The sequence below is a fragment of the Bradyrhizobium japonicum USDA 6 genome, assembly GCF_000284375.1.
GTDB classification, from domain to species: Bacteria; Pseudomonadota; Alphaproteobacteria; order Rhizobiales; family Xanthobacteraceae; genus Bradyrhizobium; species Bradyrhizobium japonicum.
The window spans coordinates 8,418,197-8,442,595 of the sequence record NC_017249.1; the positions used below are offsets into that span (position 1 = coordinate 8,418,197).

17 protein-coding genes, 1 tRNA gene, 6 pseudogenes and 1 riboswitch are annotated in these 24,399 nt (G+C 60.1%); of the genes and pseudogenes, 9 read left to right on the top strand and 15 right to left on the bottom strand.

Annotated elements, in window-relative coordinates:
• Positions 1–127: 127 nt before the first annotated feature.
• The 3 genes and pseudogenes from BJ6T_RS49780 to BJ6T_RS38990 form a co-directional block, all read right to left on the bottom strand.
• Positions 128–337, bottom strand: a complete 210-nt coding sequence (locus BJ6T_RS49780; protein ID WP_080593929.1) for a ClpX C4-type zinc finger protein — start codon at positions 335–337, stop codon at positions 128–130.
• 556 nt (positions 338–893) lie between these two features.
• A complete protein-coding gene (locus BJ6T_RS44755; protein WP_028160640.1) occupies positions 894–1,394 on the bottom strand; it encodes a condensation domain-containing protein in 501 nt (166 codons plus the stop codon).
• Between the two features lie 176 nt (positions 1,395–1,570).
• Positions 1,571–2,065 (bottom strand): annotated as a pseudogene (locus BJ6T_RS38990) (IS1380 family transposase); the annotation flags it as partial.
• Between the two features lie 54 nt (positions 2,066–2,119).
• On the opposite strand from BJ6T_RS38990, the gene BJ6T_RS38995 reads away from it, so the two are divergent.
• Together BJ6T_RS38995 and BJ6T_RS39005 are read left to right on the top strand one after the other, a co-directional pair.
• Entirely contained in the window at positions 2,120–2,875 is a 756-nt protein-coding gene (locus BJ6T_RS38995; RefSeq protein ID WP_014498020.1) for an IS6 family transposase, read from the top strand.
• Between the two features lie 802 nt (positions 2,876–3,677).
• Positions 3,678–3,753: transfer RNA gene (locus BJ6T_RS39005), tRNA-Ile, on the top strand.
• 230 nt (positions 3,754–3,983) lie between these two features.
• Here the strand turns inward: BJ6T_RS39005 and qatD are convergent.
• The 4 genes from qatD to BJ6T_RS39025 form a co-directional block, all read right to left on the bottom strand.
• Positions 3,984–4,748 carry a Qat anti-phage system TatD family nuclease QatD gene (gene qatD, locus BJ6T_RS39010; protein ID WP_014498022.1) on the bottom strand — a complete coding sequence of 255 codons (765 nt, stop codon included), beginning with the start codon at positions 4,746–4,748 and terminating at the stop codon, positions 3,984–3,986.
• Positions 4,745–6,019, bottom strand: a complete 1,275-nt coding sequence (qatC, locus tag BJ6T_RS39015; RefSeq protein ID WP_014498023.1) for a Qat anti-phage system QueC-like protein QatC — start codon at positions 6,017–6,019, stop codon at positions 4,745–4,747. Before qatC ends, qatD begins: the two co-directional genes overlap by 4 nt.
• Positions 6,016–6,714 carry a Qat anti-phage system associated protein QatB gene (gene qatB, locus BJ6T_RS39020; protein WP_224517554.1) on the bottom strand — a complete coding sequence of 233 codons (699 nt, stop codon included), beginning with the start codon at positions 6,712–6,714 and terminating at the stop codon, positions 6,016–6,018. Before qatB ends, qatC begins: the two co-directional genes overlap by 4 nt.
• Before the next feature lie 163 nt (positions 6,715–6,877).
• Positions 6,878–8,758: a KAP family P-loop NTPase fold protein gene (locus tag BJ6T_RS39025; RefSeq protein ID WP_028160578.1), complete on the bottom strand. Its 1,881-nt coding sequence runs from the start codon at positions 8,756–8,758 to the stop codon at positions 6,878–6,880.
• Between the two features lie 208 nt (positions 8,759–8,966).
• On the opposite strand from BJ6T_RS39025, the gene BJ6T_RS48910 reads away from it, so the two are divergent.
• The gene (locus BJ6T_RS48910; protein ID WP_014498026.1) at positions 8,967–9,932 is read left to right on the top strand and encodes a metallophosphoesterase; all 966 of its coding nucleotides are present in this window, start codon (positions 8,967–8,969) and stop codon (positions 9,930–9,932) included.
• A gap of 38 nt (positions 9,933–9,970) precedes the next feature.
• Positions 9,971–10,729 (top strand): hypothetical protein, encoded by a 759-nt coding sequence (locus BJ6T_RS48915; RefSeq protein WP_014498027.1) that lies wholly within the window; start codon positions 9,971–9,973, stop codon positions 10,727–10,729.
• A gap of 36 nt (positions 10,730–10,765) precedes the next feature.
• On the opposite strand, the gene BJ6T_RS39035 is transcribed toward BJ6T_RS48915, so the two are convergent.
• Positions 10,766–11,971, bottom strand: a complete 1,206-nt coding sequence (locus tag BJ6T_RS39035; RefSeq protein ID WP_014498028.1) for a Wadjet anti-phage system protein JetD domain-containing protein — start codon at positions 11,969–11,971, stop codon at positions 10,766–10,768.
• The gene (locus tag BJ6T_RS39040; protein WP_232208741.1) at positions 11,968–13,638 is read right to left on the bottom strand and encodes an SbcC/MukB-like Walker B domain-containing protein; all 1,671 of its coding nucleotides are present in this window, start codon (positions 13,636–13,638) and stop codon (positions 11,968–11,970) included. The genes BJ6T_RS39035 and BJ6T_RS39040 overlap by 4 nt, the downstream gene beginning before the upstream one ends.
• Positions 13,639–14,038: 400 nt before the next feature.
• On the opposite strand from BJ6T_RS39040, the gene BJ6T_RS48920 reads away from it, so the two are divergent.
• The 3 genes from BJ6T_RS48920 (at position 14,039) to BJ6T_RS47795 (ending at position 15,905) form a co-directional block, all read left to right on the top strand.
• Entirely contained in the window at positions 14,039–14,161 is a 123-nt protein-coding gene (locus BJ6T_RS48920) for a transposase (RefSeq protein WP_038937273.1), read from the top strand.
• 237 nt (positions 14,162–14,398) lie between these two features.
• Positions 14,399–14,600, top strand: a riboswitch (cobalamin riboswitch).
• A 376-nt stretch (positions 14,601–14,976) separates the two neighbouring features.
• On the top strand, positions 14,977–15,423 hold the full coding sequence (locus BJ6T_RS39050) for a hypothetical protein (RefSeq protein WP_014498031.1): 447 nt from the start codon (positions 14,977–14,979) through the stop codon (positions 15,421–15,423).
• 38 nt (positions 15,424–15,461) lie between these two features.
• Complete coding sequence (locus tag BJ6T_RS47795; RefSeq protein ID WP_161170738.1) at positions 15,462–15,905, top strand: hypothetical protein; 444 nt, start codon at positions 15,462–15,464, stop codon at positions 15,903–15,905.
• A gap of 669 nt (positions 15,906–16,574) precedes the next feature.
• On the opposite strand, the pseudogene BJ6T_RS49905 reads toward BJ6T_RS47795, so the two are convergent.
• The 5 genes and pseudogenes from BJ6T_RS49905 to BJ6T_RS39075 all read right to left on the bottom strand — a co-directional run bounded on the left by BJ6T_RS49905 (position 16,575) and on the right by BJ6T_RS39075 (position 20,080).
• A pseudogene (locus BJ6T_RS49905) lies at positions 16,575–17,199 on the bottom strand (hypothetical protein).
• A 232-nt stretch (positions 17,200–17,431) separates the two neighbouring features.
• A pseudogene (locus BJ6T_RS48925) lies at positions 17,432–17,854 on the bottom strand (transposase); the annotation flags it as partial.
• Positions 17,855–17,917: 63 nt separating this feature from the next.
• A pseudogene (locus BJ6T_RS46595) lies at positions 17,918–18,096 on the bottom strand (IS21 family transposase); the annotation flags it as partial.
• Between the two features lie 81 nt (positions 18,097–18,177).
• Positions 18,178–18,984, bottom strand: coding sequence for a glycoside hydrolase family 12 protein (locus tag BJ6T_RS39070; protein ID WP_011084471.1), 807 nt, complete (start codon positions 18,982–18,984; stop codon positions 18,178–18,180).
• Between the two features lie 288 nt (positions 18,985–19,272).
• Positions 19,273–20,080 (bottom strand): annotated as a pseudogene (locus BJ6T_RS39075) (IS6 family transposase).
• Positions 20,081–20,478: 398 nt separating this feature from the next.
• Between BJ6T_RS39075 and BJ6T_RS39080 the strand changes: the two are divergent.
• Both BJ6T_RS39080 and BJ6T_RS39085 read left to right on the top strand, forming a co-directional pair.
• Positions 20,479–20,721, top strand: a pseudogene (locus BJ6T_RS39080) (hypothetical protein); the annotation flags it as partial.
• 628 nt (positions 20,722–21,349) lie between these two features.
• Complete coding sequence (locus BJ6T_RS39085) at positions 21,350–21,553, top strand: hypothetical protein (protein WP_011084467.1); 204 nt, start codon at positions 21,350–21,352, stop codon at positions 21,551–21,553.
• Positions 21,554–22,267: 714 nt separating this feature from the next.
• On the opposite strand, the gene BJ6T_RS39090 is transcribed toward BJ6T_RS39085, so the two are convergent.
• Positions 22,268–23,806 (bottom strand): DUF1521 domain-containing protein, encoded by a 1,539-nt coding sequence (locus BJ6T_RS39090; protein WP_014498039.1) that lies wholly within the window; start codon positions 23,804–23,806, stop codon positions 22,268–22,270.
• Positions 23,807–24,399: the final 593 nt, after the last annotated feature.

Below are 24,399 nucleotides of genomic sequence, written 5' to 3' on the forward strand. Positions count from 1 at the left end.
CTGCAAGCGCTTCCCGACCAAAACGCCCCTTCGAAAGCACCTTCGCTACCGTGCGCCACCGCACCATCCGATCCAAGGGTTGCCTGTCGAACATGACTGCGCTTGCGATGGTCTTCAAACTGATCGATTATTCCCGCTGAAAGCCGCCGCTGCTCCCTAGCTCCCCGACGAACCGTCGATGCTTCTCCAACCATTCAGGTGAACGAGCTGCGATAGCTTGAACGCACACTTGAACGCATTCATCACAAATAGCAGCTGCTCCGTCAGGAGCGGTGACGATCGCAAGAACATGCTGCGCCTCCATTCCACAGAAAGAACAGATTACGTCCGAGGTCATAGTCGCTTCTCATTCCTGTGATGGGGACACTGAATAGTACTACCTGCAGGACCGAGTCGCGAGCTATCGCCGAATTTTGGTGACCGCCGGGGCCGGTCAGGCGGCGGCGGTTGTGGGCTGACGGTCGGTCGGCTTGGCGATGACCTCGATCCCGTCTTGAATGTCATGAGGGAGTCTCAATATAGACTATATCTACTCCCGATCTGTCAAGACACTCCGCCTTACACACGGCTTCTCTTGCTCAACCTTGAACCGGAAAATACTTCCGGCTAAACCCCGTTCGATGACATCTAATCGTGTAGGCACAGATCTCACTCCGTTGAGAGCGACAGTATATCCCTGTTCCTGTAACAGTACGGCCGACCATTTTTGGTAGGTCCATCGGGCGCGTTTGCGTCATCACCGGGGTTATTGAGCGTCAGACCGACTTTCTAAAAACAGAATTGTCAATCCTTTCCGGCGTGCAACACCAAGAACTGGTTATGGCCATCGAGACGGCGCCAGCTTTTCTGCGCGCCCTTGGCTGAGACTTTCTTGTTCGAAGCCGCTCTCCGTTTCAGTCAGCTTCCGGAGCGTGAAAAGCGGGCCCGGATAGTTCTGTTGGCAGCGGATGGGGAGGGTCGTCCTGCCCCGACAGACGCGACAGCACCGCCGCCCAGCCCGCCGGCACCGTCAGGAACAACGTCGTGCCATGCTGCCGGCTCAGCCGCTTCAAGTCCCGCGTCAGATCCGCATCGATGACAACAGGAACACTGGCCCCCGGCAAACGACTGCTGGGCCGGCCGCGCACGGTCCGTCGGCAAGACAAGACGGGCCGTGCCTGACAGGGCGTTGCGCCAATACTTCGCCTGCTTCTGCAGCCGTTCCCCGACAGCCACTGCCGTTGCCAGGCGGCATAATCCGGATACTGGATCGCCAACGGCGGCAAAGGATCGTCCTGTCCAGCCTCGAACGCCCGGTAAAGCCGACTGAGTTCATGCACCAGCACGCCCAATCGACCGCCGTCCGAGACGATGTGATGCTGGGTCAGCAGGAAGACGTGTTCCTCATCCGACATCCGCACTAGCCCGTCCTATTCGTGAGAGTGCGGCATTTGGGCCCGATTGATGCGGCCGCACATCTTGTCTGACGAGGCGCACAGGATTGCCTTCGGCTTTTCACCGCCTGACGACCCGTACTTTGCAACGCGCTTGAGGGATAGGTTGGGCGAACGGGGGGCGGACGCCCCGCCGGTCAAGGACTGAGCGGCAGCAGCGCGCCGGGCAAGCCGCGGATCAGGTCGGCTTCGGGACATGCCGCGGCGAACGCAAGGCGAATGCGGTTCGTGGTCTCGACCACACGGGCAGCGAGTTTCAAGAGACGAAGACGCAGCGTCGCGAACTCGGCAGCGGCCAATTCCCGGGCTTTGGGAATGGCGTCGCGCACGGTCAGCATCAGCCAATAAGCGGCCGTATGGAGCACGAGACGGACCTGGTTGGCGAGCGCCGAACGGCAGCTGGTGCGGTCGGAGGCGAGCTGTGTCTTATGCAGCTTGATCAGATTCTCGGCTTGGCCGCGCGCGCAATACAGGCTGTCGTAGATCCACTCGGCCGAGCCGACATCGAGGCTGGTGACGACGAAACGGATGTCGAGGCCGAGCATCGTCGCCTCAATACGGGCGACGGTGCGGCGTTCGCGATCCCAGGACTTTGCCTTATGGCGGGTCTCGGTATAGCCACGCAGAACCGGCAGGGGTACCGTCAAGTTAACGAATTGGAGCGGCGGAGGGGGTAGACGAGCGGCATGCGGACTGCCAAGGACCCTCTTTATCGCCGCCATCGCTTCCCACCGGAAGTGATCAGCTATGCCGTTTGGTTGTATTTCCGGTTTCCCTTAAGCTTGCGCATGGTCGAGGAAATGCTGGCGGCGCGTGGCATTGGCGTGACCTATGAAACCGTGCGCCAGTGGGGACGGAAATTCGGCAAGCCGTTCTCCGATCGGATCCGCCAGCGCGCTCCCGCCCGCGGTGACAAATGGCATCTGGACGAGGTCGTTATCTCGATCGCGGGCGAACAACATTGGCTCTGGCGCGCTGTCGACCAGAATGGTTTCGTTCTCGACGTCTTGATCCAGCGTCGGACGCGCGCTGCGCAGCGGCTCATGAAGAAGCTCTTGAAATCCGCCGGCACGCCGCCGCGCGTTATGATCACGGATAAGCTGCGTTCGTACGGCGCTGCGAGGGCGAAGATGGGCTTACACGTCGAACATCGCCAGCACAAAGCTCTCAACAATCGGGCCGAGAATTCTCATCAGCCGACGCGGCGACGCGAGCGGATCATGACGCGCTTCAAATCGTCCCGTCAGGCTCAACGGTTTCTGTCCGTTCACGATCAGGTCGCGAACCTTTTCCACATCCCCTATCCCGGAGCCGCCACCGCCGACTTCCGTCGTGCTTCGCGCGAGCGAGCCTTTGCGACTTGGCGCGAGATCTCCATGACAAGCGCTATCGCCGACTCTCGACCTCTGAGAATCGCCTCCTTCGGCTCGGCGGTCGATTAAGTTGACGATGCCGTGCCAGGACACACCGTGATCAAACAGACGTCAAGCGCCAATTAAAGCGCCGCAGAGCTGCGCTTACGATCAGCGTCGAACCGATGAGTTTGAATCACCAATGTCATCTGGTGGCGCCTGCATCGGCGCGATCGATGACCCAGGCCACCATGTAGCCCTTGGCCTGCTCAGCCTCCACGTGCATCGGCGATCTGTTCTTCTTGCCCGGCGGAATCCTGAATATCCGAGTGCTCGAGCATGGCCTTGCCCATGTCATGGATAGGCACGAAGGCCTCAGACTCCGCGTTGCCCGAACCGACGATGGTCTACGTCTGACAATCGGACCTTCCGTGGCCGAACGCCTCGTGGAGGAGATCGATCTTGTCGGAATGACCGGCCTAGAATGCCGGCCTTACCGCAAGAACGACCAGGCGTTTGTCGAACAGAAGAACGGAGCCGTGGTCCGAGAGATGGTCGGTTACATTCACGCGCGTATGGTAGTTTTCAATGCGCCGTTTTCTTACAACCTTACGACCTTAGATTTGAAGATCGCTCTCGCGAGTTTTGGTCTGCATCTCTTTGAGCCGTGTCAACTCCGTTTCGCAAGGCTGGGCTGTCTCGGTCAGCTCAGCGCTTCCATGCTTGACAGCCCGTACGTCTTAAGGGCCCCTCCAGCTTTGCTCCGATAAAGCGACGCGAGCGCCAAAGCGGGACCCAATCGCCTCTTTCAATTGGCATTGCCGGAATGCCGGCTATCCTGTAAACGGGCCGCGCACCGTTGCCGGCCGTCTTTGAGCGGTCGCCCGCAGCGGGGCCTGTAGCTCAATGGTTAGAGCCGGCCGCTCATAACGGTCTGGTTGCAGGTTCGAGTCCTGCCGGGCCCACCAGTGAGTTCAAATTGTGGTGCTGTGAGGCCACTTTTAGAACGACTCGATTTGGGCCTTTAGAGCGACTCGATTTCGTTTTAAGAACGACTCGATTTCACATCCTTCTGACGGTGTTGACGAATTTGGCTCCGTTTTTCTCGCCGATCCTTGAGCGCAGAAAAACCGAGGGGGGTCCTTCCGCGCCCGTGTCGGTCCGCGGACTACGGAAGAGTGACTCGATTAGCGGCGACCTACGGCTTTGATGTTGACCGGTCATTCTCTGGAGCAAACTGCGTCGTCAGTCGCTTGAGGTTCGACATCAACTGGTCACGGACCTCGTCCTGGCCCATGCTCCACAGTTCAGCGAGCATCGGTTCGGTTTTCGCCACGTCCCAAGGAAAGAGCGAGCGCCCCTCTGCCTGCGCGAAAGGCCCATCTGACTCGGTCAACATTCGTTCGCGCGGCATTAGTGCAGCCAACCCGCGACCTCGTTCGCCGTTGAGCATGGCCGGACCGACGCTGAACCAGCAACCTTGGTCAATCGCCCGCTGCAGTTCGCGGCGCGATCCCGAAAACCAATGGAGCACGGAGATGCCGGAATCGGGCCGCGAGGCCAGTGCATCGAGGACGGGGCCTGCTGCGCGGCGGCTATGTACCGTCATGATGCGACCGCCGGCCGATCCGCACATTCGCAGGATATTGTCGAACACCCGACACTGCGTGTCCCACGTTGCCTTCAGTTCAGGGCCGCCGTCGAGGCCGATCTCGCCGACGTATCTTGTTCGCGGCAACAAATCTTCAAACAGCGCGAGTTCGCTCCGGCGTTCGTGAGCAAGCTGCGGATGCAGACCGAGCGCGGTGCGAATACGGGAGGCTCCCTCGGCGAGTGCGGCTGTCCCGGTCCAAGCCGACGGCGTAGTCGTCACGGACAGAACGAACAGATTGCGCTCGACGCACTCCTTCGTCGTCGCTTGAGGATCCGGATAGAGGTCGAGATGCGCATGTAGATCGATCACTTAACACCGTATTTCGCATGCAGATGCCCGAGTTCGGCGAGCCCCCGACGTAGCATATCCCGCAGTGCCTCGCGATTCTCGATTCGCGGCCATGACAGTGCGCTCCCAAGCCACTCTTCGAACCCCCCATTTTGTGCGGCGGCCAGAGCCATGCCGACAGAACGAACGTCGTCGAAGCCCGCGTGCTGCTCGTCGTCGCGACCGATATCTTCAAAGACGTACTGGGTCAGATCCGGTTGCCCCCAGGCGAGGAAGGCGGATCTTCGAACTTGGCAAGGTACGCATCGGCCGCAGTGGCTATATTTGAATTTCTGAAATCGACCGCAACTCGTCGAACGCACGGCCAATGTGCGCAGCAACGGCTGATTGTTGCATTCCTTCAGCATCTCTCCCTTCGTCTTGTTGGCGTAGGGAGTGCAGAGCGCCGCCCGGATGCCAGCGGCGTCGAGAAGATCCTGAAACAACGCCAGGAACTGGGGATGCGCCGTTCGTGTGCTCAGGCTTCCGATCCGGCTTCCGGTCAGCGGTGGATTTATCGCGATGAACCCGTTTTCGCAGACATATAGGGGAATGGCCGCTCCCTCCTGATAGGGCGCCAGGGCCGTCGCGACGAGAACTCCGAAGGCGAGAAATATGATCGAACGGGCGCGCTGCGAGGTATCCTTCGGTTTTGGTACGACCGCATTGTCGTTGAGCTGTATGTGTCTCAGACCGCCTGCGATCGCATGCGCGAACTCTTCCTGCTTCTCAGAGTCACCGCGCACGATCTTACTGATGAGGAGGGGCAGCGTGCCGGCAGCAGCGAGGTCAATCGTTCCGATCAGACTGTCGAGGCCGCCCGATAACAGCGCGACGCAATCCTGCGGCGGCCGGACCACACGCGCCGGCTGGGGAGCTGCCGCTCCGCCCGCGATGAAGCGCAAGCTCCATCTGTCGGTCGTCAAGAACGCCAGCGCATCGGCGATCAACGGCGCAACTCCATTCCAGAAGCCCGGTTCGGTCACCGCGATCTCCAGATCGAATTCGCGAGTCCATCCATCCGGACTTTGGGTTCGCAGCCCGGCGGCATCCGCCACCATGACCGAGTTGGAGATGGAAAGGAGATCCCATGCGCGCCTATCGGGAGCAAACCGTTCTTTCCGGACGTCGCCGCGTAAAGCGGCGCCTACGCTCGCTCGACCAGGGACGCCTGCCTGGCCGTACAGCACTACCCTGAGCGTGCCCGCCTCATCGAAGCGGCCGACGTCCGCCGGAGCGCACAACAGCCTCATTCTTCGTATCCTTCGAATACCTCGAACGTATCCCGAAGCGCCGCTTGCACAACGCTCGCAACGCGTCCCGTCGTAAGGGTTCGCCCCTGGTCCCTCAACCGCCGGAAAGCCGCCGCTACGGATTCCGCGATGTACGCCCGCATCTGCTTCAACCGGGACATTGCGACCGTTGCGGTCGGGGCCCGTTCGAGAAGGTGCTTGCCAACGTCGAGTTCGAAGCGCCGGGCGACATCGATGGCGGTGAATTTTTCGATGACGAACTCACGTTCGACGTCCGACAGATTGAGCAGGTCGGCTTCCGGAAACTCCTTCAGCAATTCCGACATTGCGTCGTGCATGGCGGCACGCTCCGCTTCGGCATCCTGAGTTCCGTCGACCGGCCTGACCGCCTCGATGATTGCGGTCGCTATCTCTTCCGTCGACCGCCCGGCCAGTACGGCCGCGTCGATCGGCGCGTCGGCGGCGCCTGAGGCGGTCGAGTAAAGCGTGTAGCCGAGCGAACCAGCGGTTTGTGCAGTGGCACCAAACCTCTGGGTCGCTGGATTCGAACCGCCGTACCCGTTGCGGATATAGTGCCCAAGCCCGCGTCTCAGATCACGCGCGTCACCAGAGCGCGCAAAGTCTCCCAGACTGGCACGGGTGCCGCCGAATCGCTTCTCGGGAGCGATGGGCGACGGCTGCAGCAGCGGCGGCACTGCGGGCGGTGCAGCAGAAACCGGGGGCACTTGGTCCGGAGGCGCGCCGTCGGGCGGTACATCCGGCTGTTCGTTGGGAAGCTCCGGAGGAGGTGGCACCGGATCCTGGGGCGCGGCCGGCGTCCAAGGCGGCACCAACGGGACGCCCGGGCCCGGGCCCCCGCTAGACTGCGACGTTCCCATTCGCCCTCGTCTTGTTGATGGCGTTCTTCACGGGTTTAGAAACGTCGCCCGACGAACCCCACACCTCAAGAAGCGACGCCGCCCAAGGGCGGTCGCTGATCTTCGGCACGATGCTAGGCTGAATCTGCTGGTGAGGGCGCGCCTCGAGGAACGCCGCCAAACGCGGTCCCTGGACCGGATCGGCATCGGCGAGCGCAATGCAGGCCGTAAGTATTTGCGGCGCGCCCCACTCCTGTTCCTTGCGGGCGCGCTCGAGAAGTCGATCCATAATCACTGTGGTTTCGATCCGGGGCACCCGGACCAGGCGGTCCCTCAACCGAGCTGACATTTCCGGATGTTCGAGCATCGCCGCGAGAAGTTCGGCGCCGTCGGAGGACAGGCGATCTTCAGGAGTGATCAGCGGCGCATGCTCGCGGCTGACGTAAAGAGCCCCGCGGAGATCGACGTCATGCAACGGCGGCGAAAGCGCCAGCCATTCGCGCACGAAGTCGCCGGTCCACGGATCCTTCGTCTCCAGGTCGCGACCGGCGGCCGCTGCCTCCTCCCAGTCCTTCAGGAACGCGGGCTTTCCTTCCGCGTCCGTCGTCACATTCTTGACGAGCTCGGCATAGGCTTTGGCGTCGCCGATGCGCTCGAACAGAAGGAGCTTAGCGAGGACCGCCTCATCCACGCCCACACCCTGCGCCTTGGAGATGGTCATGCGGATCGATAGCGCGTTCAGGAAGCGCTTGATCAGGCGGGGATTGCCGACAATTCCGGACGCCGTTGTCATGAGCGAAGACAGCCGCTCGGCAGTGTCGAGTTGCCCGACCAGCGATCCCGGTAAGCCGATGTCAAGCGAGTTGACGAACGCGCGGTCCACCTTCTTGCCCTGCCAAGTGCTCTTCAGTTGACGGATCACGGCGGCGCGAATCTTCTCCTTGTCGGGCTCGGGCAGGTCGCTGTTGTCCACGAATAGCAGCATCATGTATGCGCGGACCTCCTGCGTGCCGAGTTGCGGCACGCGGATCGGAACCTGGATCAGCTTGTCGAAGTAGTTCGTTACCATCAAGTCATTTTCGAAGCCCGCGAAGTGCTTGCGGACTGCGTGCTTGATCATGTCGTTGTCCGCAGCGATGACGAAGGCGGTGTTCTTGAGGAATAGGAAGAGGCGGATGGCTTCGAGCGTCGAGATCGTTGTCTCGGGCAGGCAGCGGTCGAGATCGTCGATCAACACGACAAGCGTGATACCGAGTTCTTCAAGGGTTTGCTCGAGCGTGTCGCGCAGAGCCTGAATTTCCTTCGGAGGAGACGTTTCCTCCTTCGGTTTTAGAAGCTCGCCGCCTTCCTTGACGGCATCGCCGACGGCCTTCTTCGCCGCATCGGCATCGCTCTTCCCGAAGCCCTCGCTCCACATCTTTCTGCCGAGTTCGAAGAACTCGCCGGCGGCCCCGACCGGCGGAACGCCGAAATAGATCGAAGCCGCCGACGTCGTTGCGAGCTTCGCCACCCGCAGCCACTTCACCCGCTTAGCAAGAGCGGCAACCTTTTCGAGCGCTGTCTCGCGGCTTTCGGCCTCGTTCGCAAGCTTGTCCGCAATGACGTCCATTAGGGCGGCGCGCGCATCGTCGTACCCTTGGTAGAGCCACGCGTTGAATTCGACAAAGACGTATTTGTCGAGGCCCTTTTTCCCGCTCTTGTCCTCGCGGGCAGCTACTGCGGAGCGGGTCAACTTGATCATCGACGACTTGCCGATGCCCCAGGCACCGGACACGCCGATCGAGATCGGGCGGCCCTTCGCTTGGACAATGATCTCGGCCACAGTCTCCGCAACGCCAGAGAAGTTCAGGAAATCACGTTCGGTCTCGTTATCAGCCCACATGTAGCCCCACCCGCGCATCCCAGCGGTTGTAATTGTGCCGGTTCCAGATGCCTAAAATTTAACTTATCGTCCAGATATAGTGGTCTTTGGGGCCATTTCCAGCAAATGTTGCGTTTTTTCCCTGCAACCATATGTAGAGCTATTGAAACTCCCGCGCTGCGAGTGGTCTGTAGAAAACGTAGTGATTTCAATTAACTGGGATTTGCAAATGGCAGACGATCTGCTCAACGACACGAAGACCTACCCGGGCATGGCACACTGGTTCGATCCAGTGCTGTTGCTCCAGTTACTGAACAACGTCGTTGTGTCGTCCATATTTGGACAGTACGCGGACAGGCGATTGGTGATCGCCGCTCTCGATACCGTGCCACCCGAGGAGCACTCGAAGCGGGCGGAGGACTTCCGTTCACGCCTCAAGACGGACCAGCATGGCGGTGTATGGATCGACTGGGTCGCCGACCTCGGTGACGGCTTCGACAGCACCTACGCGGTAGCGAGCCTGCTCGCCAGTAAGGATCTGAAAATCGGCGAGACTCTCCTGCCGCGCGGCCAGGCGCTCATCATGGGCGGTGATGAAGTCTACCCCAAGGCGACACGGGAGGCTTATGCGAATCAGCTAAGGCAACCCTATGCGTGGGCGGCTCCCGATCCAGACAGGAAGAACGACGATGGCAGACCGCTGCTCGCAATACCCGGCAACCACGATTGGTACGACGGTCTCGTCCTCTTCCTCGCGCTTTTCTGCAAAGAGAAGCCGTGGCATGTCGGCGCGTGGCGCTCCTACCAGCGCCGCAGCTACTTCGCCGTCCGACTAACCGAGACATGGTGGCTTTGGGCGACTGACATCCAACTCGCCGACGACATGGACGGGCCACAGGCTGATTACTTCAAGCAAATCGCTACCGCCATGCCAGAGAATTCCAGGATCATCTTGTGCAGCGCCGAGCCCGGCTGGCTGTACACCGATAGCAATCGCAAATCCTGGGAGATCATGGAGTATGCCGCCGGCATCGCGATAAACGCCGGACGCGGACATACCATTCCGGTGCTGCTATCAGGCGATACCCATCACTACAGCCGCTACGTGGGCAAAGACGGCCGCCAGTACGTCACGTCCGGCGGGGAGGTGCCTTCCTGCACCCGACACATCAACTCTCTCAGGATGTCTCGGTAAACTTCATCAACCATCGCGAGGATCTGAAGCTCGGTACGATGCCAGACCCCGAGCATCCGGAGAAGACGACCGCCGCTGCCTATCCATCATTCTCGACGAGCAGGTGGCTCACGTTGCGCAACGCGTTCTTCGCCTTCACGAACTGGGACTTCTCTTTGCTGATGGGCGGCATCTACTTCCTGTTCGCATTGCTGATCTCGTTGCGGGACCAGCCCGACATCTACGCGCTGATCGCAGCCATTTTCGGCGCGTCCTTGATCGGCTACACGTTCAAACAGGAGGTTTCCCGGAAATTCAAGATATGGGCCTCTGCCGCCGTGCATGCGGCCGCCCACGCTTTCGTTCTGATCTACGCGGCGCGCTACGCGATCGCATTCAACAACGCGCACTTCGCTTGGAGCGGTGAATGGTGGGAGATTTGGAAATGGTTCGGTCTTCTGGCCATGGAGATGGTGCCCGTCGGCTTCCTTGTCGGGAGCACACTGTTCGGGCTAAATATGCTCATCACGTGCCTGCTGCTCAGAATGAATCGCAACGACGCCTTCAGTTCACTCCGGATCGGCGCCTACAATAATTTCTTGCGCTTCCGGCTGACCGAGGATGGGTTCGACATGTACGTGGTAGGGCTCGAGAGCGTTCCTAAGCGGAGGGACTGGATCGCCAACAAGAAGCACGACAAGAACCGACCCGACCCGGAGATTCCGGTATTTGTCCCAACCCACGATCTCAAACCACATCTTGTCGAGAAGATTTCGATTAGCTTTGCACGAAAGCGGGCCGACGCGGCGGTGCTTTGAGCAAAGTACCGCCGACAAGGAGTTTCCCCAACACGGCTAACCTTCGCGACCGAACTCAGAAGTTGGTGCCGGATCCAACGCCTCTTGCTCCATGTGGCGCACATCTGACCCGAATGCCAACCACTCCGCCAAGGCGCGGATCTCGCTGTCTGACTTTGCGATGGAGGCCAAACTCGGATCCGCATCGGCCGGATGACCTGATTGCTTCGCCAACTCCTCACTCATCAGGTGCGGACGGGGGCCGCGTGGAAGGCTCTCCTCGAGGTACCGGAAAATTCGCACTCCGCCGGCATCCACGTCACCCCAGTGAAGGAACGGCACGTCGTCCGGCACGCTCGTCAGGACCTTCGACAGAAGCTCGACGACCCCCGCCGACGGAAACCCGCCGGTGTACACGACCAGGCTGCCGTCCTCGATCTCGCGGACCTGCCGATTGAAGCTTGCGTAGTTCTCGATCGTCAGCACCGCTTTCGGCCGCTCCAAAACCGACAGTTGCGAGATCATCTCCGGATGGATTGAGGCGAAGGGCCTCGCGCGGCCATCGACCAGGCGCTCGCCGGCCCCTTTCACGACAACAGGACCTCTCAGATTTACAGGGTGACTGAAGCGCTCCAGTCCGATGTGCGCCCAGACCACGTCGGCAGCCGCGCCTGGCTGCCCGATCCGGACGCCGAGAACGGCCGCAAGTCGCGAAGCGTGCCGATCGAAGGCCTTCGTGTCGTTTGTCGCCTTTTGAGAGAAGGTTCGCGCGTCCAGTCCTTGAGCCTCCTGCCGCGAGATGGACGCCAGCAGTGTGAAGAACTCCTTCGAAGCATCGGCTTGGCCGGCCGTCAGGCGATAGGCTGCCTCGCTGCGGGCCCACCTGGCCGTCATCTCGTCCAACAGGGTGGCAACCCATGGCTCTCCGGTCGCCGCGACCTGGAGCAATTCCTCCCTGACGCGCTGCGCGATCGCCGGCGCCGTCGGACGTCCGAGATGTCTGGCGAGCAATTCCGGGTCTCGAACGCGGACCCTCTCAATCAGATGTCCCCGGTCTCTCTTGCCCCGCTGCACCTCGACCGCGCCGAACCGTTCCGCCGCCGCCATCTGGTCATGAAAGCGGCCCATCTGCTGCGCGGTCGAAAGTCTGTCGTACTCCGGAGCCGCGGACGCCGGCCGGGTGCGATCCGGATTGCGTTCGCTCCGCTCTAGCAGGCGCTCGAGGAATTGGACCCCCGCATCCGTCGTACGAACGTCGGTCATTCCGCGGCCTGGTCCTGCGGGACGGCGCCGGCCTTCTCGGCAGCAATCAACTCGGCTTTGAAGACGTCAAAGCCCTTGCGATACGGATCCGCGTCAGCAATCGCCTGGCGAGCCATCTCCGTCGGGTATTCGGTGTCGATCATGACCTGGTTGCCCAAGCGGTTCACGTTGACGACCGTTTCGACGACCTCCATGAACACGTGCCGCTTCTCGTCCGGCGTGGCCAGCATGACCTGGAGACCCAAGTCCCGCATGAATTCAGAGCACTGGCCAATTGCCTTGGTATCCAAGCGATTGAAGGCCTCGTCGAAGATGGCGAGCGACAGTCCGCTCTCGCCGGTGCGCCGGTTCTGGTACGTCGCGGCCAATGAGGCGCCGATGGCGATATAGAACGGCAACTGGCCCTCGCCGCCGGATCCCGTGCCGGCGCGGCTCGTCAACGACGAGCGGATCTTACCATCGGCATCCTGGATGTAGAGCTCGAAGTTGAAATACTTGCGCGGATCCTCGATTTCCTCGGTCCGCGCGTCCGGCTTCGACAGGATCTCCTCGATCTGACGCACGGCGCGCATCATCGGAGAACTCGCATCCTCGCTACGATCCCCGAAAAGCGGCAGATTGAATTCAGGCTTTCTTGATTCCTCGACGAGCTCGATCATGTCGACGTGGGTCGGGGCCTCGAGCGCCTTGAACGAGTAGTAGTCGCGCCCGTGGAACTGGCGGTCCTTCAGGTGGCGGTTGAGCTCGTTCAGGGTGGACTTGATGCCGGTGAAGGCATCGTCGAGCCGATGGAGAAGGTCGTCCCGGAATGCCGAGGTCATCTCCGTCTCAGCGTTCCGACACTGCTCCGCGTACTGGACCAATTCATGCCCATCCAATCGGTCCTTTTCGGCGACCGCCCACTGCTCGACGGCCGACGGCGTCGCCTCCTCGGCGGTGAACGGCGGCACGAGATAGAAGTCCTGCCCGTGCTTGTTCACGGCGCCCGTCATTTCCCTCATCAGGGTGGAGCGCCGGTTGGTAGAACGGTTTTCACGGTCCGCCGTCAGCCCAGCGATGCGGTCCGACAAGGACTGAGCCGCCATTTCGGCCACCTTCGACCGGTAGTCGCTCATCTCCCTCGATTGCGGGAATCCGTCCAGCAGCTGGCGCGCGCGGGCGCGACGTGCCACCGCCAGGACTTCACGATTGTTCTTCATGTAGTCTTCATACGCGCCCTCGGCCCTGTCTTTCGCGCTGTGTGCCCGGGTCGACGCATCCTGTGTCTCGGTCTTGAGCCGGTTTGCCGTCTTGACCTCCGCGGCTAGGCGCTCCAGATCGGCAACGAGCTTGGGATCGCGATTCCGCTTGGCGTCTTCGATATTTTTGCCGATTTCCGCCAGCTTGCGATCGAAAGCAGCCAATTCCTCGCCGCATCCAAAGCAGGTCAGGCCAGAGTCGCGGATGGCCTGGAATTGCGCGAACATGGCTTCGAACAGCCGTGCCTCATCCTCCGCGCGCCGGACATCTCCCGCCGATCCAGCAAGTTGCTGGAGCAATTGCTGCCGTTCGGCCTGAAGCTGTTGGCGCATCTGCTCCTTCCGACCGTCGACTTGCGCGATTTCGAGCAATCTCTCGTCGAGATTCCCGACGAAGAAGCCTTCGACTTCGTGGTTGGTCTCGTTCACCCTGACCCTAGCCGTAAGCAGGCTGCGCGCAAGCTTCTCCCCGCGGAGTACCATGACCTCTCGAATTCCGCGCTGTTCGACGCCATCGTCGCAATGGCGTTCTGCCTTGCAGATCGCGACGCGCGGTTCAGGGTCAGCGTGAAGTACCTCGCAGGGCTAACACCGGACATGCTCAGCACGACAGGCAGGGCGATCATAGGCGGACAAGCCGGCTTCGATACACTGTGCGAACGGTTGAGACATGTAAACGGCACCCGAGCCGGCCATCACGGCCGCATCAAAGAGCTGGGACATTTGGCTGGGCTTTCGACGTCGGAGTCGCCCCTCGATCCTCAGATCAGGTCGATCTTGCTAGAGAAGATCGAAACGAACATCGCAAATGCCGTCGAGGCGGAGTCTCTTGAAACTCGCTGCCCGTGTGGTCGAGACCACGAGCCGCATTCGCCTTGCGTTCGCCGCGGCATGTCCCGAAGCCGACCTGATCCGCGGCTTGCCCGGCGCGCTGCTGCCGCTCAGTCCTTGACCGGCGGGGCGTCCGCCCCCCGTTCGCCCAACTTATCCCTCAAGCGCGTTGCAAAGTACGGGTCGTCAGGCGGTGAAAAGCCGAAGGCAATCCTGTGCGCCTCGTCAGAGCAGATGTGCGGCCACATCAATCGGACTAGAAAAACGCACTCTCACGAATAGGACGGGCTAAACTGTCACATGTTGTGTCACTCAGCACTCGATTCACGCCCCTTGCTTGACTCGGTTATGAGGGGCCTTCAGTCTGGTTATCGGTAGCGCCGAAAGGCGTATCAAGGGAATACGGTGCGTCCTCACGGACAAGGCCGAAGCTGCCCCCGCAACTGTAAGCGGCGAGCCGACGACAGTTGGGCCATTGGGTTCGTTCGTTCGAACCTGGGAAGGTGGTCGGAGGCGTCAACCCGCGAGCCAGGAAACCTTGCTGCCGGTCGTGGTCATGGACTGACGCAGGGGCGGGGTGCTCCAAGACGTTGCAAAGCCGATCGAGATCTGCCGCATTCGGGGCGAACGGCTGCCGCTCACGGCGAATGTGCGTGACGGCTTTTTGTTTCGCCCGTGGTCATCACCGTTTTCATTTCAAACGTAGTAGCCGTGCCGGCGCGAGTTTCGGCGTCAACTTCAATCCTGCTCAAACAGCGCTGGCTGTCCGGGTCAGCATTGACGCTAGGAATCGTGCTGGCCTCGATCGCCGCAGCGGGATCGGCGTCCGCACAGCCTCCGCAACTGCTCAATCCGTGATTGTCTCCTCGGCCAATCCGTGGGGCAACACCGTCACCGCGGCAGCAGCAGCGGCGCGAGCGCGTACGCCTCTGGTACGTGGCCGCGACCCGGGCGCGCGACCTGCTGATCCTGCCTAGGCACTCCGCCGACCTGTCGGACAAGTGCTGGGCAAAGCTCGTCGATTTGGGCCTGGCTGGTCTCCCGGCGATCAACCCGAACGACGTCGGCACCGCGAAGGAAAGGAACGTCACGCCGCTAGAGAACGGGCAGACCCGCGAGACCTTCGCCGCCGAGGCGACCGCTATCTTCGATGTGCGCAAGACCGTGATCTGGCGTCGCCCGAGCCGGAGCGAACTTGATCAGGTGGACGAGCCAGAAGCGAAGATCGAAAGCGGGGAAATTCCGGAAACCGGCGCTGCGGAGCCTGCTGCCGTTCTCAGAAGTTCGACGCGTGGCACCATCCTTCACAAGCTAATCGAGGAGGTGCTGACCGGAGAAGCCTGCGACGCCAGGGCGGACTTGAAACGCGGGCTGCGGAACTGATCCGGCAGATGGGGCACGAACCGGCGGAGGATCCGAAGATGGGCATCAGCGCCGTCGAACTGACCGCCACGGTGCTGCGGACGCTCGCTCTTCCGGACGTCGTGACGCCGCGACCGCGTCTCGCCCCCGAGCTCCCGTTGTTCGGAAGCCAGACTCACGAAGGCGGCAAGGTCCTGCTCTCCGGACAGGTTGACGCGATCGCGTTCGACGAGGCCGGCGCCATCGACGCGGTCGTCGATTGGAAGAGCGACGTGGCTCCGGATGCGCCGAGCATCGGCCACTACAGACAGCAGATCGCCGACTATCGGAAGCAGACGAACCTAAGCGGGACAGGTCGTCGATGTGACTTGAGCCCCCGCGGCTGCTGCTCAGGATCCAAGCGCCGTCTCTGCCGGCCTGGTCTACCTTGCCGAGCTGCGGTTGCTCACGCTTGGCTGAGATCGAATCTGAAAGTTCTCCGCAGTCACGGATTTCGAAATTGATCGGTCCAGGTCGCCCGTCCGGAGTTCGGGCCCACAGGTATGCGGAGCCTTCATCCAGCACGATCGACTCGACCGAGAAGCCTGCACGCTTAACCAATCCGGCGAGATCGTCCGGCGGGATGAGGCCGTAGAAGGAATGGCCCCTAAGCGAGTCCATGAGGAAGCCGTTGCCGTATGGTTGACAATTCGGGAGATTCTGCATCCTTGTAAAATCAGAATTGCGATAGAGCGTCACAAACAAGCAAGTGCCGTTTGGCTTTAGCTTAGCTCTCATCAGTTGAACGATGCCAAGTCTCACGCTTGCCGATGGGATCACAGAAAGAACGTTTATGCAGAAGCCGCGGTCGTATCTCCGGTCATGGGAGGCAAACTGACCCACGGTGAGGGCGTGGACGTGATTTGATTTGCCGACGTAATCGCGGATGGTGGTCGAACGACCGCGGATCATTTGACCCCTTGAAAGCTGCACTTCCGAATCCACCAACGCAAGTTCGCCGGTGGTTTTGGCTATTGCCCGTTCGTAACGCAGTTTGCCGCAGCCAAAGTCGAAGCTGGAATGAATTGGCTCGAGACGCGAGATCAGCTTCTTAAGATAGGCCCAACTCTGTGTTTCCGGCTTGGCTGCGTTTTCGCTCCGGACGATGATATCCTTCCCGATCTTGTACCACATCAGATGGCCGCCTCTGTGAATGCTTGGCGGTTGCCTGCACTTGCCTCGGCATTCCCGGCTATCTGTTGGATCTGGGGATCCGCCCTTCGTTCCAGCAATCCATACCGAAGATGCATAAATAGAAGCGCGGCCATCGAGGCGGTCCAAAAAATGATCAGAAACCAAGCTGCCCTGGCGAAGGCGGATAAGACCGCGAAGCCTGTGAGTATGAAGAGCCACTCCAAGGCAACCCAATATGTGCCAAGCCTCCAATGCGCTTTCGATGTCGTGCTTGTCGACGAGCGGATGTTCGCTTCGGCTGGACGCGTATTTGTAGAACGTCGCTCTCACGAGGGGATGGCGGTCGCGTTTGAGATTTGCCACCTGACGGGCCGACATCTGCGCACCCGACATGACAGCCAGAGGGAGAAGGATGTTAGCGCGGTCGAACCTCGCCCTGATCTTAAATATGTCCGAAATCCGATCATGGAATCGGGTGACCCTGCTGAAGATGAGCACCAGCAAAGCAAGCGCGAAGCCGCCCACGTTCACCTCAGGAGCTTTAATAGCCGTGGCGAATTCCTTGACGCCGGGCAGATGCTCAACTCGCAAGAAAAGACCGTTAATCCAAGGATCGTACCTCACCAGGAACGAGCAGGCTAAGGTCAGCCAGAAATCCGCCAAAGCGTTCTTCTAGAGCATCTCAGAATAGTTCTTCGGCCCGAAGAAGGGCATCAGAACGCGAAGGATCGAATCCATGCAGCCCCCGAGGTTGTTAAGACCGGTCCATAAACGGCTTGATTGAGTCAGAAAAGTAGCCGACGGTCAACGGATAAGGTGATGGCCGAAGGGAGGAAACACCCTCCCTCGGACGCTTCCCGAGTCGAGTAGCGATCCCATATTCAAGGCAAAAAGCGCGCATCTGATTTATGAGGCACGTCCGTTGCGAAATCATCCTATCGCGAACACGATGCAGCGCTTGCAGGTCAATGTGTTCGGGCGACCGTATTTCGACGAAGCGCATTGTTGGTCGCGTCACTGCTTCCGCGATCGCTGCGGCATCGATGATGTCACTTTTGTTGGACTTTACATAAGGCTTGACGAATTGAGCCGGAATAATGCGGACGGTATGCCCCATCGCGGCGATCTTGCGTGCCAACCATTGCGAGCTGGCCTTCCAATTGTAGATCGTCGCTTCGGAGACCCCGTGCTTGCGAGCTAGGTCGGCCGTCTTCGCCCCGGCCTCATGCGCCTTCGACACTGCGATAATCTGCTCTTCCGTGAACCTTGCTCGCTTCATCTGTCCGTCCTTCTTCGGGGCGGACTCTGAATCCTTCTGGAGGAAATGCTCAGTGGCAGGTCACGCCAACGAAAAGAAGCGTTGGTTGCGCAGCCGCGCCAAAATCCATCGCTGCGCGACTTGCACCGCAACTTCGACCTTTGCCTTATCTTTTGGGCGCCGCGGCCGGGCTGCGAGATGGCCGTGCCGTAATGGCTTGCCATCTCGGCATAGGTTCGGTTGAGGCCGGGATCGTGGCGGTCGGGATGTGAGCGGCAAGCCAAGGCCGTCAGTCAGCGTGGCTCATTGGCATAGCGCAGCTCACCTTACCGCCCGCGCGGACTTCACTTCGAAGTCACGGACCAGTTGTTGAAATTGAAGTTCTTTCCCCCCGGGGACGAGGTAATCTCGACGCCGTATTGGACGCTACCGACGTTTATGTCGCCAAAGTACCCCTTCGACTTGATCCACTGCAGGATACTCTTGATGTCCACTGTCCCGCTGTTGGTCTTCGAAGTGCGCAGCAATGAGATGACCTTGTGACCATCGGAGCCTTCGCCTTCAAACACGTTCCAAGTCGCCCCGCCTACATTGACATTGCTGTAGACCGGAATCGCCGCACCGGAAGGGGCATAATGATATGAAATGGGCTTAACGTTGCCGCTCCCGTCCGAGTTTCCGGTGTAGTTTGTCCAGAGCATTATCTCATGTCGGTCTGAGCTGTCCCAGATATCGTAGGCGACATCCCAGGCGCCGCCAGTGGGAACTTCCTGATTGAAGCTCGAGCTCAGAGTGTTGATTGAGCTGAGCGGTTTCCCGATATTGAAAGCCACGTGCGGATAGCTCTTGATGCCAGGAGTATTGGGCTGGTTCGACCACACGCTCCACCGGTTGGCTGCACTCACCGAAATCGTCTGAGGCCCAGGGTGCGGGCCCCATACGTCGTTGTTCCAAGAGTAGCCATCGCGTGAAAAGCTTCCGTATGGAGCGCTCGAACGCCAAATCGGCGTCTGTGCCGACACAGGCCCGGCAGATGATAATGACCGGGCTTCATTCGCGGCCTGCCTAAATAGATCATGATCCTCCTGTGTCCGGACGTAACCCGTTGGAGACCCTTGCGCGCCGGCACCGCTTATCCGATTGGAATCCATAAAGCTCTCCTTTCTGATAACAAAATCTCCTGCAGATCCACTAGCGGGCCCCCTAGTTCAGCATGGGCGGCATCGGCATCTAGAGACCGGGCTTGAATGCTAGGAAGGTTGGCTTTCGAGAAGCTGACGAGCTCGGGAAGAAGGGTGGACCCGCGCCCGGATTTGCCGTCTTTCGGATGACAGCAGCCTGGCTGAGACAGTGGCAACGATTGTCCGTCGTCAGACAATTTGAGACTGATCAGGCTTTTCGAGAAGGGAGGCTCTGGCTCATCAGGGGGCATCGTCAACTTAATCGACCGCCGAGCCGAAGGAGGCGATTCTCAGAGGTCGAGAGTCGGCGATAGCGCTTGTCATGGAGATCTCGCGCCAAGTCGCAAAGGCTCGCTCGCGCGAAGCACGACGGAAGTCGGCGGTGGCGGCGCCGGGATAGGGGATGTGGAAAAGGTTCGCGACCTGATCGTGAACGGACAGAAACCGTTGAGCCTGACGGGACGATTTGAAGCGCGTCATGATCCGCTCGCGTCGCCGCGTCGGCTGATGAGAATTCTCGGCCCGATTGTTGAGAGCTTTGTGCTGGCGATGTTCGACGTGTAAGCCCATCTTCGCCCTCGCAGCGCCGTACGAACGCAGCTTATCCGTGATCATAACGCGCGGCGGCGTGCCGGCGGATTTCAAGAGCTTCTTCATGAGCCGCTGCGCAACGCGCGAGTTTCTTCGGCGCTGGATCAAGACGTCAGGAACGAAGCCATTCTGGTCGACAGCGCGCCAGAGCCAATGTTGTTCGCCCGCGATCGAGATAACGACTTCGTCCAGATGCCATTTGTCACCGCGAGGGGGAGTGCGCTGGCGGATCCGATCGGAGAACGGCTTGCCGAATTTCCGTCCCCACTGGCGCACGGTTTCATAGGTCACGCCAATGCCACGCGCCGCCAGCATTTCCTCGACCATCCGCAAGCTTAAGGGAAGCCGGAAATATAACCAAACGGGATAACTGATCACTTCCGGTGCGATGGCGGCGATAAAGAGGGTCCCGGGCGGTCTGCCGGTCGTCTACCCCTCCGCCGCTCCAATTCGTTAATTTGACGGTACCATTCAATGGACTGTCCCTGTCGAAGGTTGCGGCCGATCTTGCGGCGCACGCCGTCAACGGCTGGCCGCCGGAGGTCATCAACGATTTCGGCAATCTCGGCTTTGTCCGACCTGCTGGCATCGTGTTTCTCAGCAACTTATTCGCATGGATGAGCGCTCATCAAACCAAAATCACGCTCACCAACCTCAGGGGCAAACGCCGTCAGGTTTCTGGACGACTCCCTGTTCTTCGAGCAGCATTGCGGCGCAAAGTTTCGCCCGGATGCCTCACCACGGTCGACAACGCGACCACTGATGAGGATCGCTCATCAGCGATTGCCATGGCTGGCTGGAACACAACCTTGCTCCTTGGCTGGCTGCGCGCCTGTCGATCTCTCCCGCGAGCGGCGTGTACAACCGGCCGGTAGCCGCCATGCCCATCTGATCGCGGGCATCTGGACCGGGTTCAAGGGCGACCGGGGCACCAAGTCCAAGCCGGCCCCCGGCCCTCACCTCGTTTATGGCTTCCTGACGACCGATGAGGAGCGCGACGTATGGATGCGCGCGCCGCGGGATGAAGCAAAGGCATTGCAGCGGCCGTTGCCGGATGATGCGCTGAAGATCGTGATGCGCGGCGCGGATAAGGAAGATCAGCCAACAGCAGGGTAGCGATGCTTTAGCGCCGCAATCGGTATGGTGTTATGGGGACAAGAGGTCTGATGTTGTTCAAATCGCCAACAACGGCCGTGCTCATCATCAGCGCACGCCGATGGCCGAAGCGTTGCATTTCTGCAGGGCGCGGCGTTCGGCATTGCTGCGAACTGCCCGAAACTTCATCTGTATACGAAAGCAATCGCTCAATCGAAAAACGGTATCCGAGGAGTTCGCCAAGGCAACGCAAAGGAATTTGCAGAGGGCGCGTTTCTGTTCCACGAATTGCTAACTGGCGGAAAAGGAGACGAATGTGATGGCGGCTCGTGCACCTGCGATAACGTATGCGGCCTTCGCCCCGGTACATGCTACTTCGTGATTGAACCGTCGGAGGTAAAGCCCTGAGTCCGCAATGCTTTAAGGCAGCACCTTGACGAGATTGGCCCGCTTGCGTGCAGCCAGCTCGACAGCAGCATCGCGCGCCGCTTTGAATGTCATCACTTCCGCTGGCGCGTGCTCATGATCCTTCTCGATCATGGATGAAGCCGCCAAGGAAGCTCGATCTTAGTCAGCTTTTCGCAAGCTGCTCCTGCTAGCATGAAGAGGATAGGTCATCTAGGCGACGCCGCTATCCGGGTGTTACGACATGAACGCAGACGCAGCCGATATCAATGCAACAGCGTCGCAGGTTGGCGCCCCCTCCGACACCGCCGAGAACGGCGGCGATGACACGCGTGCAGCGCTACTGCGCCGAGCATTCGAAAAGGCTCTCGTTTCCGTCGCGACGCAAGTCATAAGCGATTCGCAGTCGGATATGGATGAGGCCATGAGCGAGCTTGATGATGGATGAGCCGATGGTCGGCGCCAGATAGCGATACGGCCGCCTGGTGATTGAATCGAAGACGTGCCAAGTGAGACTTGGCACACGCCAGCAGTTAGATGCGCATTCTATGATCTTTCAGGTCCGCTGCGAACTGCTCCGCGAATCCGAATGCACCTGGATCTTTTTGGCAGCGGGCTGCTGCGACGTCCCTTTGGCGTCCCCAACAGCAGACTTTGACGGAAATGGTGATGCTCAAAGCCATGGCGCCTCCGGCTTCGTGAGAGGATGATGGATGTTCTGGGAGCGCAAGGGTTCACGCCCGGCTTGGTAGGCTAAAGACAGGCAGGGCTCAACGCGAAACAGTGGCTTATGCTTTTGAGCCGAGGGTAGATCGCGCCGCCGAGGCCGTCCCCAATCCAATCTACGATCTTGGCCGGGATTTTCGCTGCGACGCCTGCATCTGCAGGACGTTGACGTGCAGACAGACCTGAGAGCACCGTTCCCGTGCAGCGCCTCCATCGCCGGCAACGCGCCGCAGCAATTCTAGCCGGGTAGCCGGGTCTGGAGGCCCTCCGCCCGTTTGTCGGCGCCAAGGCTGCGATTGCCAAGACAATCTGGCTGTTACCGTCGATCCTAAATCGATAGATCGCCAAGCTGCCCTTCTCGCGGCCGTTTGGCGAAAATGAAAGGCGGGCGCTAGCGCCCGCTTCCACGAGTTTCCGACATCCCCGGGATCAGGCCTCATGCCGGCTGTGCATCGCGACCGAAAATGCGCCGGAACATGGCCTCGCGCATCATCGTCTTGAAATCCGGCGGCGCATCCGGGTTCTCATTGTGGTTGATCACCGACTGCGTCACCTTGCGTCCGGAGTTGTCAACCCACCCCTGATTTGTCTCATGGATTGTCTGAGCTCCATCGGACGTCAGCTGATCAAGCGTTCGCCCAGCATTAGACTGCGTGACCTTCAGATTGTTTTTCCCATCCTTGTCGTCGCCGAGTCCCTCCACAACCATGGCATTGTCGCCGTTGGTGATGGTGAGCTTCGAGGAGATGGTTTTTCCCTTGCCATAATCGACCGTGTCCACCGTAATCTTCGTGCCGTCGTCGAGCTGGAAGGTCATACCTTTCTTGAAGTCGAAATCGTCCTTGCCGTCGCCATTAGCATCGACGTGAGGATCGCCGTGGATCCTCGAGACATGGCCGGTCTGGTTGTTCCTAACGGTCCAGGTGCCGTCCTTCTCATCGGCTGTGATCGTATACTTATCACCAAGGTTGATCGTCGCCTTGCCGTCCTTGACCTCGTGCGACCACACTGGCGCTGGCTGAGATGACGGCGCTGGCGTCTGAGCGACGGCAAACGGAACCATCGCAAGAGGCGGCGGTGGAGGAGGAACGAAGAACACGGGTGTTGCACTGGCAGGCGTTGCGCTTGCAGACTGGTAGTTGCCCGGCGCGCGACCCTGTTCGCCGGCATCGATACTCGCCTGATTCACCACGCCGCCGGCGCCATCGACCCAGCCTTGGCCGCTCTCATGGATCGTCTGGGCACCATCGGGTGTCAGCTCATCAAGAGTCATGCCAGCGTTGGACTGAGTCACCCTCAGATTGTTTTTGCCATCCTTGTCGTCGCCGAGCCCCTCCACAACCATCGCGTTGTGGCCGTTCGTAATGGTCAGCCTTGAGGAGATGGTCTCACCATTACCGTAGTCGACATTATTGACGGTAATCTTGGTCCCATCGTCGAGCTGGAAGGTCATATCTTTCTTGAAGTCGAAGTCATCCTTGCCGTCCCCGTTAGCGTCAACATGGGGATCGCCATGGATCTTCGTGACATGGCCGGTCTGGTTGTTGCGGACGGTCCAGGTGCCATCCTTCTCATTGGCTGTGATCGTATATTTGTCGCCGAGGTTGATCGTGGCCTTGCCATCCTTGACCTCATGCGTCCATACCGGATCGACGGAAGGCTCCGAACCCGAACTTTGCTGGCTCAACAGCATGAAAGGAGGAGGCGGAGCCATCATGTACACGGGAGCAGCCACGACTGGAGTGACGACCGCCGGAGCCACGACAGCGGTTGTGACGCCACCTGCAGGAACGACCACCGGAGCGACAACGACGGCAGCGCCTGCCGGCAGGTACTGGTAGGCACCCGGCGTGACATACTGTCCCAACAGTGTGCTGAAAGCTGGGCTGGCAACCACCCCCTCTGACCCCACCCCATTCACCGTCGAATCGAGTGCGCCGACCACGGGGAGACCGGCCACGGGAAGATACGCCATTTAGTTCACTCCTGATTGCATCGAAGAAAGCGGTAAAACTGCGAGCGTTATGCGCACATCAACAGGAAGCATTTCAGGCCGCACCCTTGGCCCGATGGTGAGCGAATGAATGCCTCTCGCCACCAGCCCCGGCAGCCTCGATGAGCCCCCTCTCTCATCACCTTCGCAGCGGCTCGGCGCGAGCATATCGCGCCCATCGAACTCGCAGGGACTCTACCTGCAGCACCTGTCGAAAAGCTGACGACAATGAACCACCGACTGAGCATCGCAACCCTCGTAGCATCCGAGGGGTGCGGATCGCATGGTTGCTCGCGGCGGCCGGCCGTCACGACGGACCATCTCAGGCAACTATCGACGCCCGCCGATCACATGTGATACGTCGCTTCGTTAACATCGATCGACTGTCCGATGTCGGCTGCGCCGATCGGTCCTGTTGCATGCGAGATTCACGCCGCTTGCTCTTGATGCAACAATCATCGGGACCGAGAGGCATATCATTCTGTCGATAAGTGACGCGGTCGCCGCAATTCCGCCAGTCACTCCAGCGGATCTGGGAAGCAGCATTCCAACCGCTCCGGCCACGCCGCTATTGC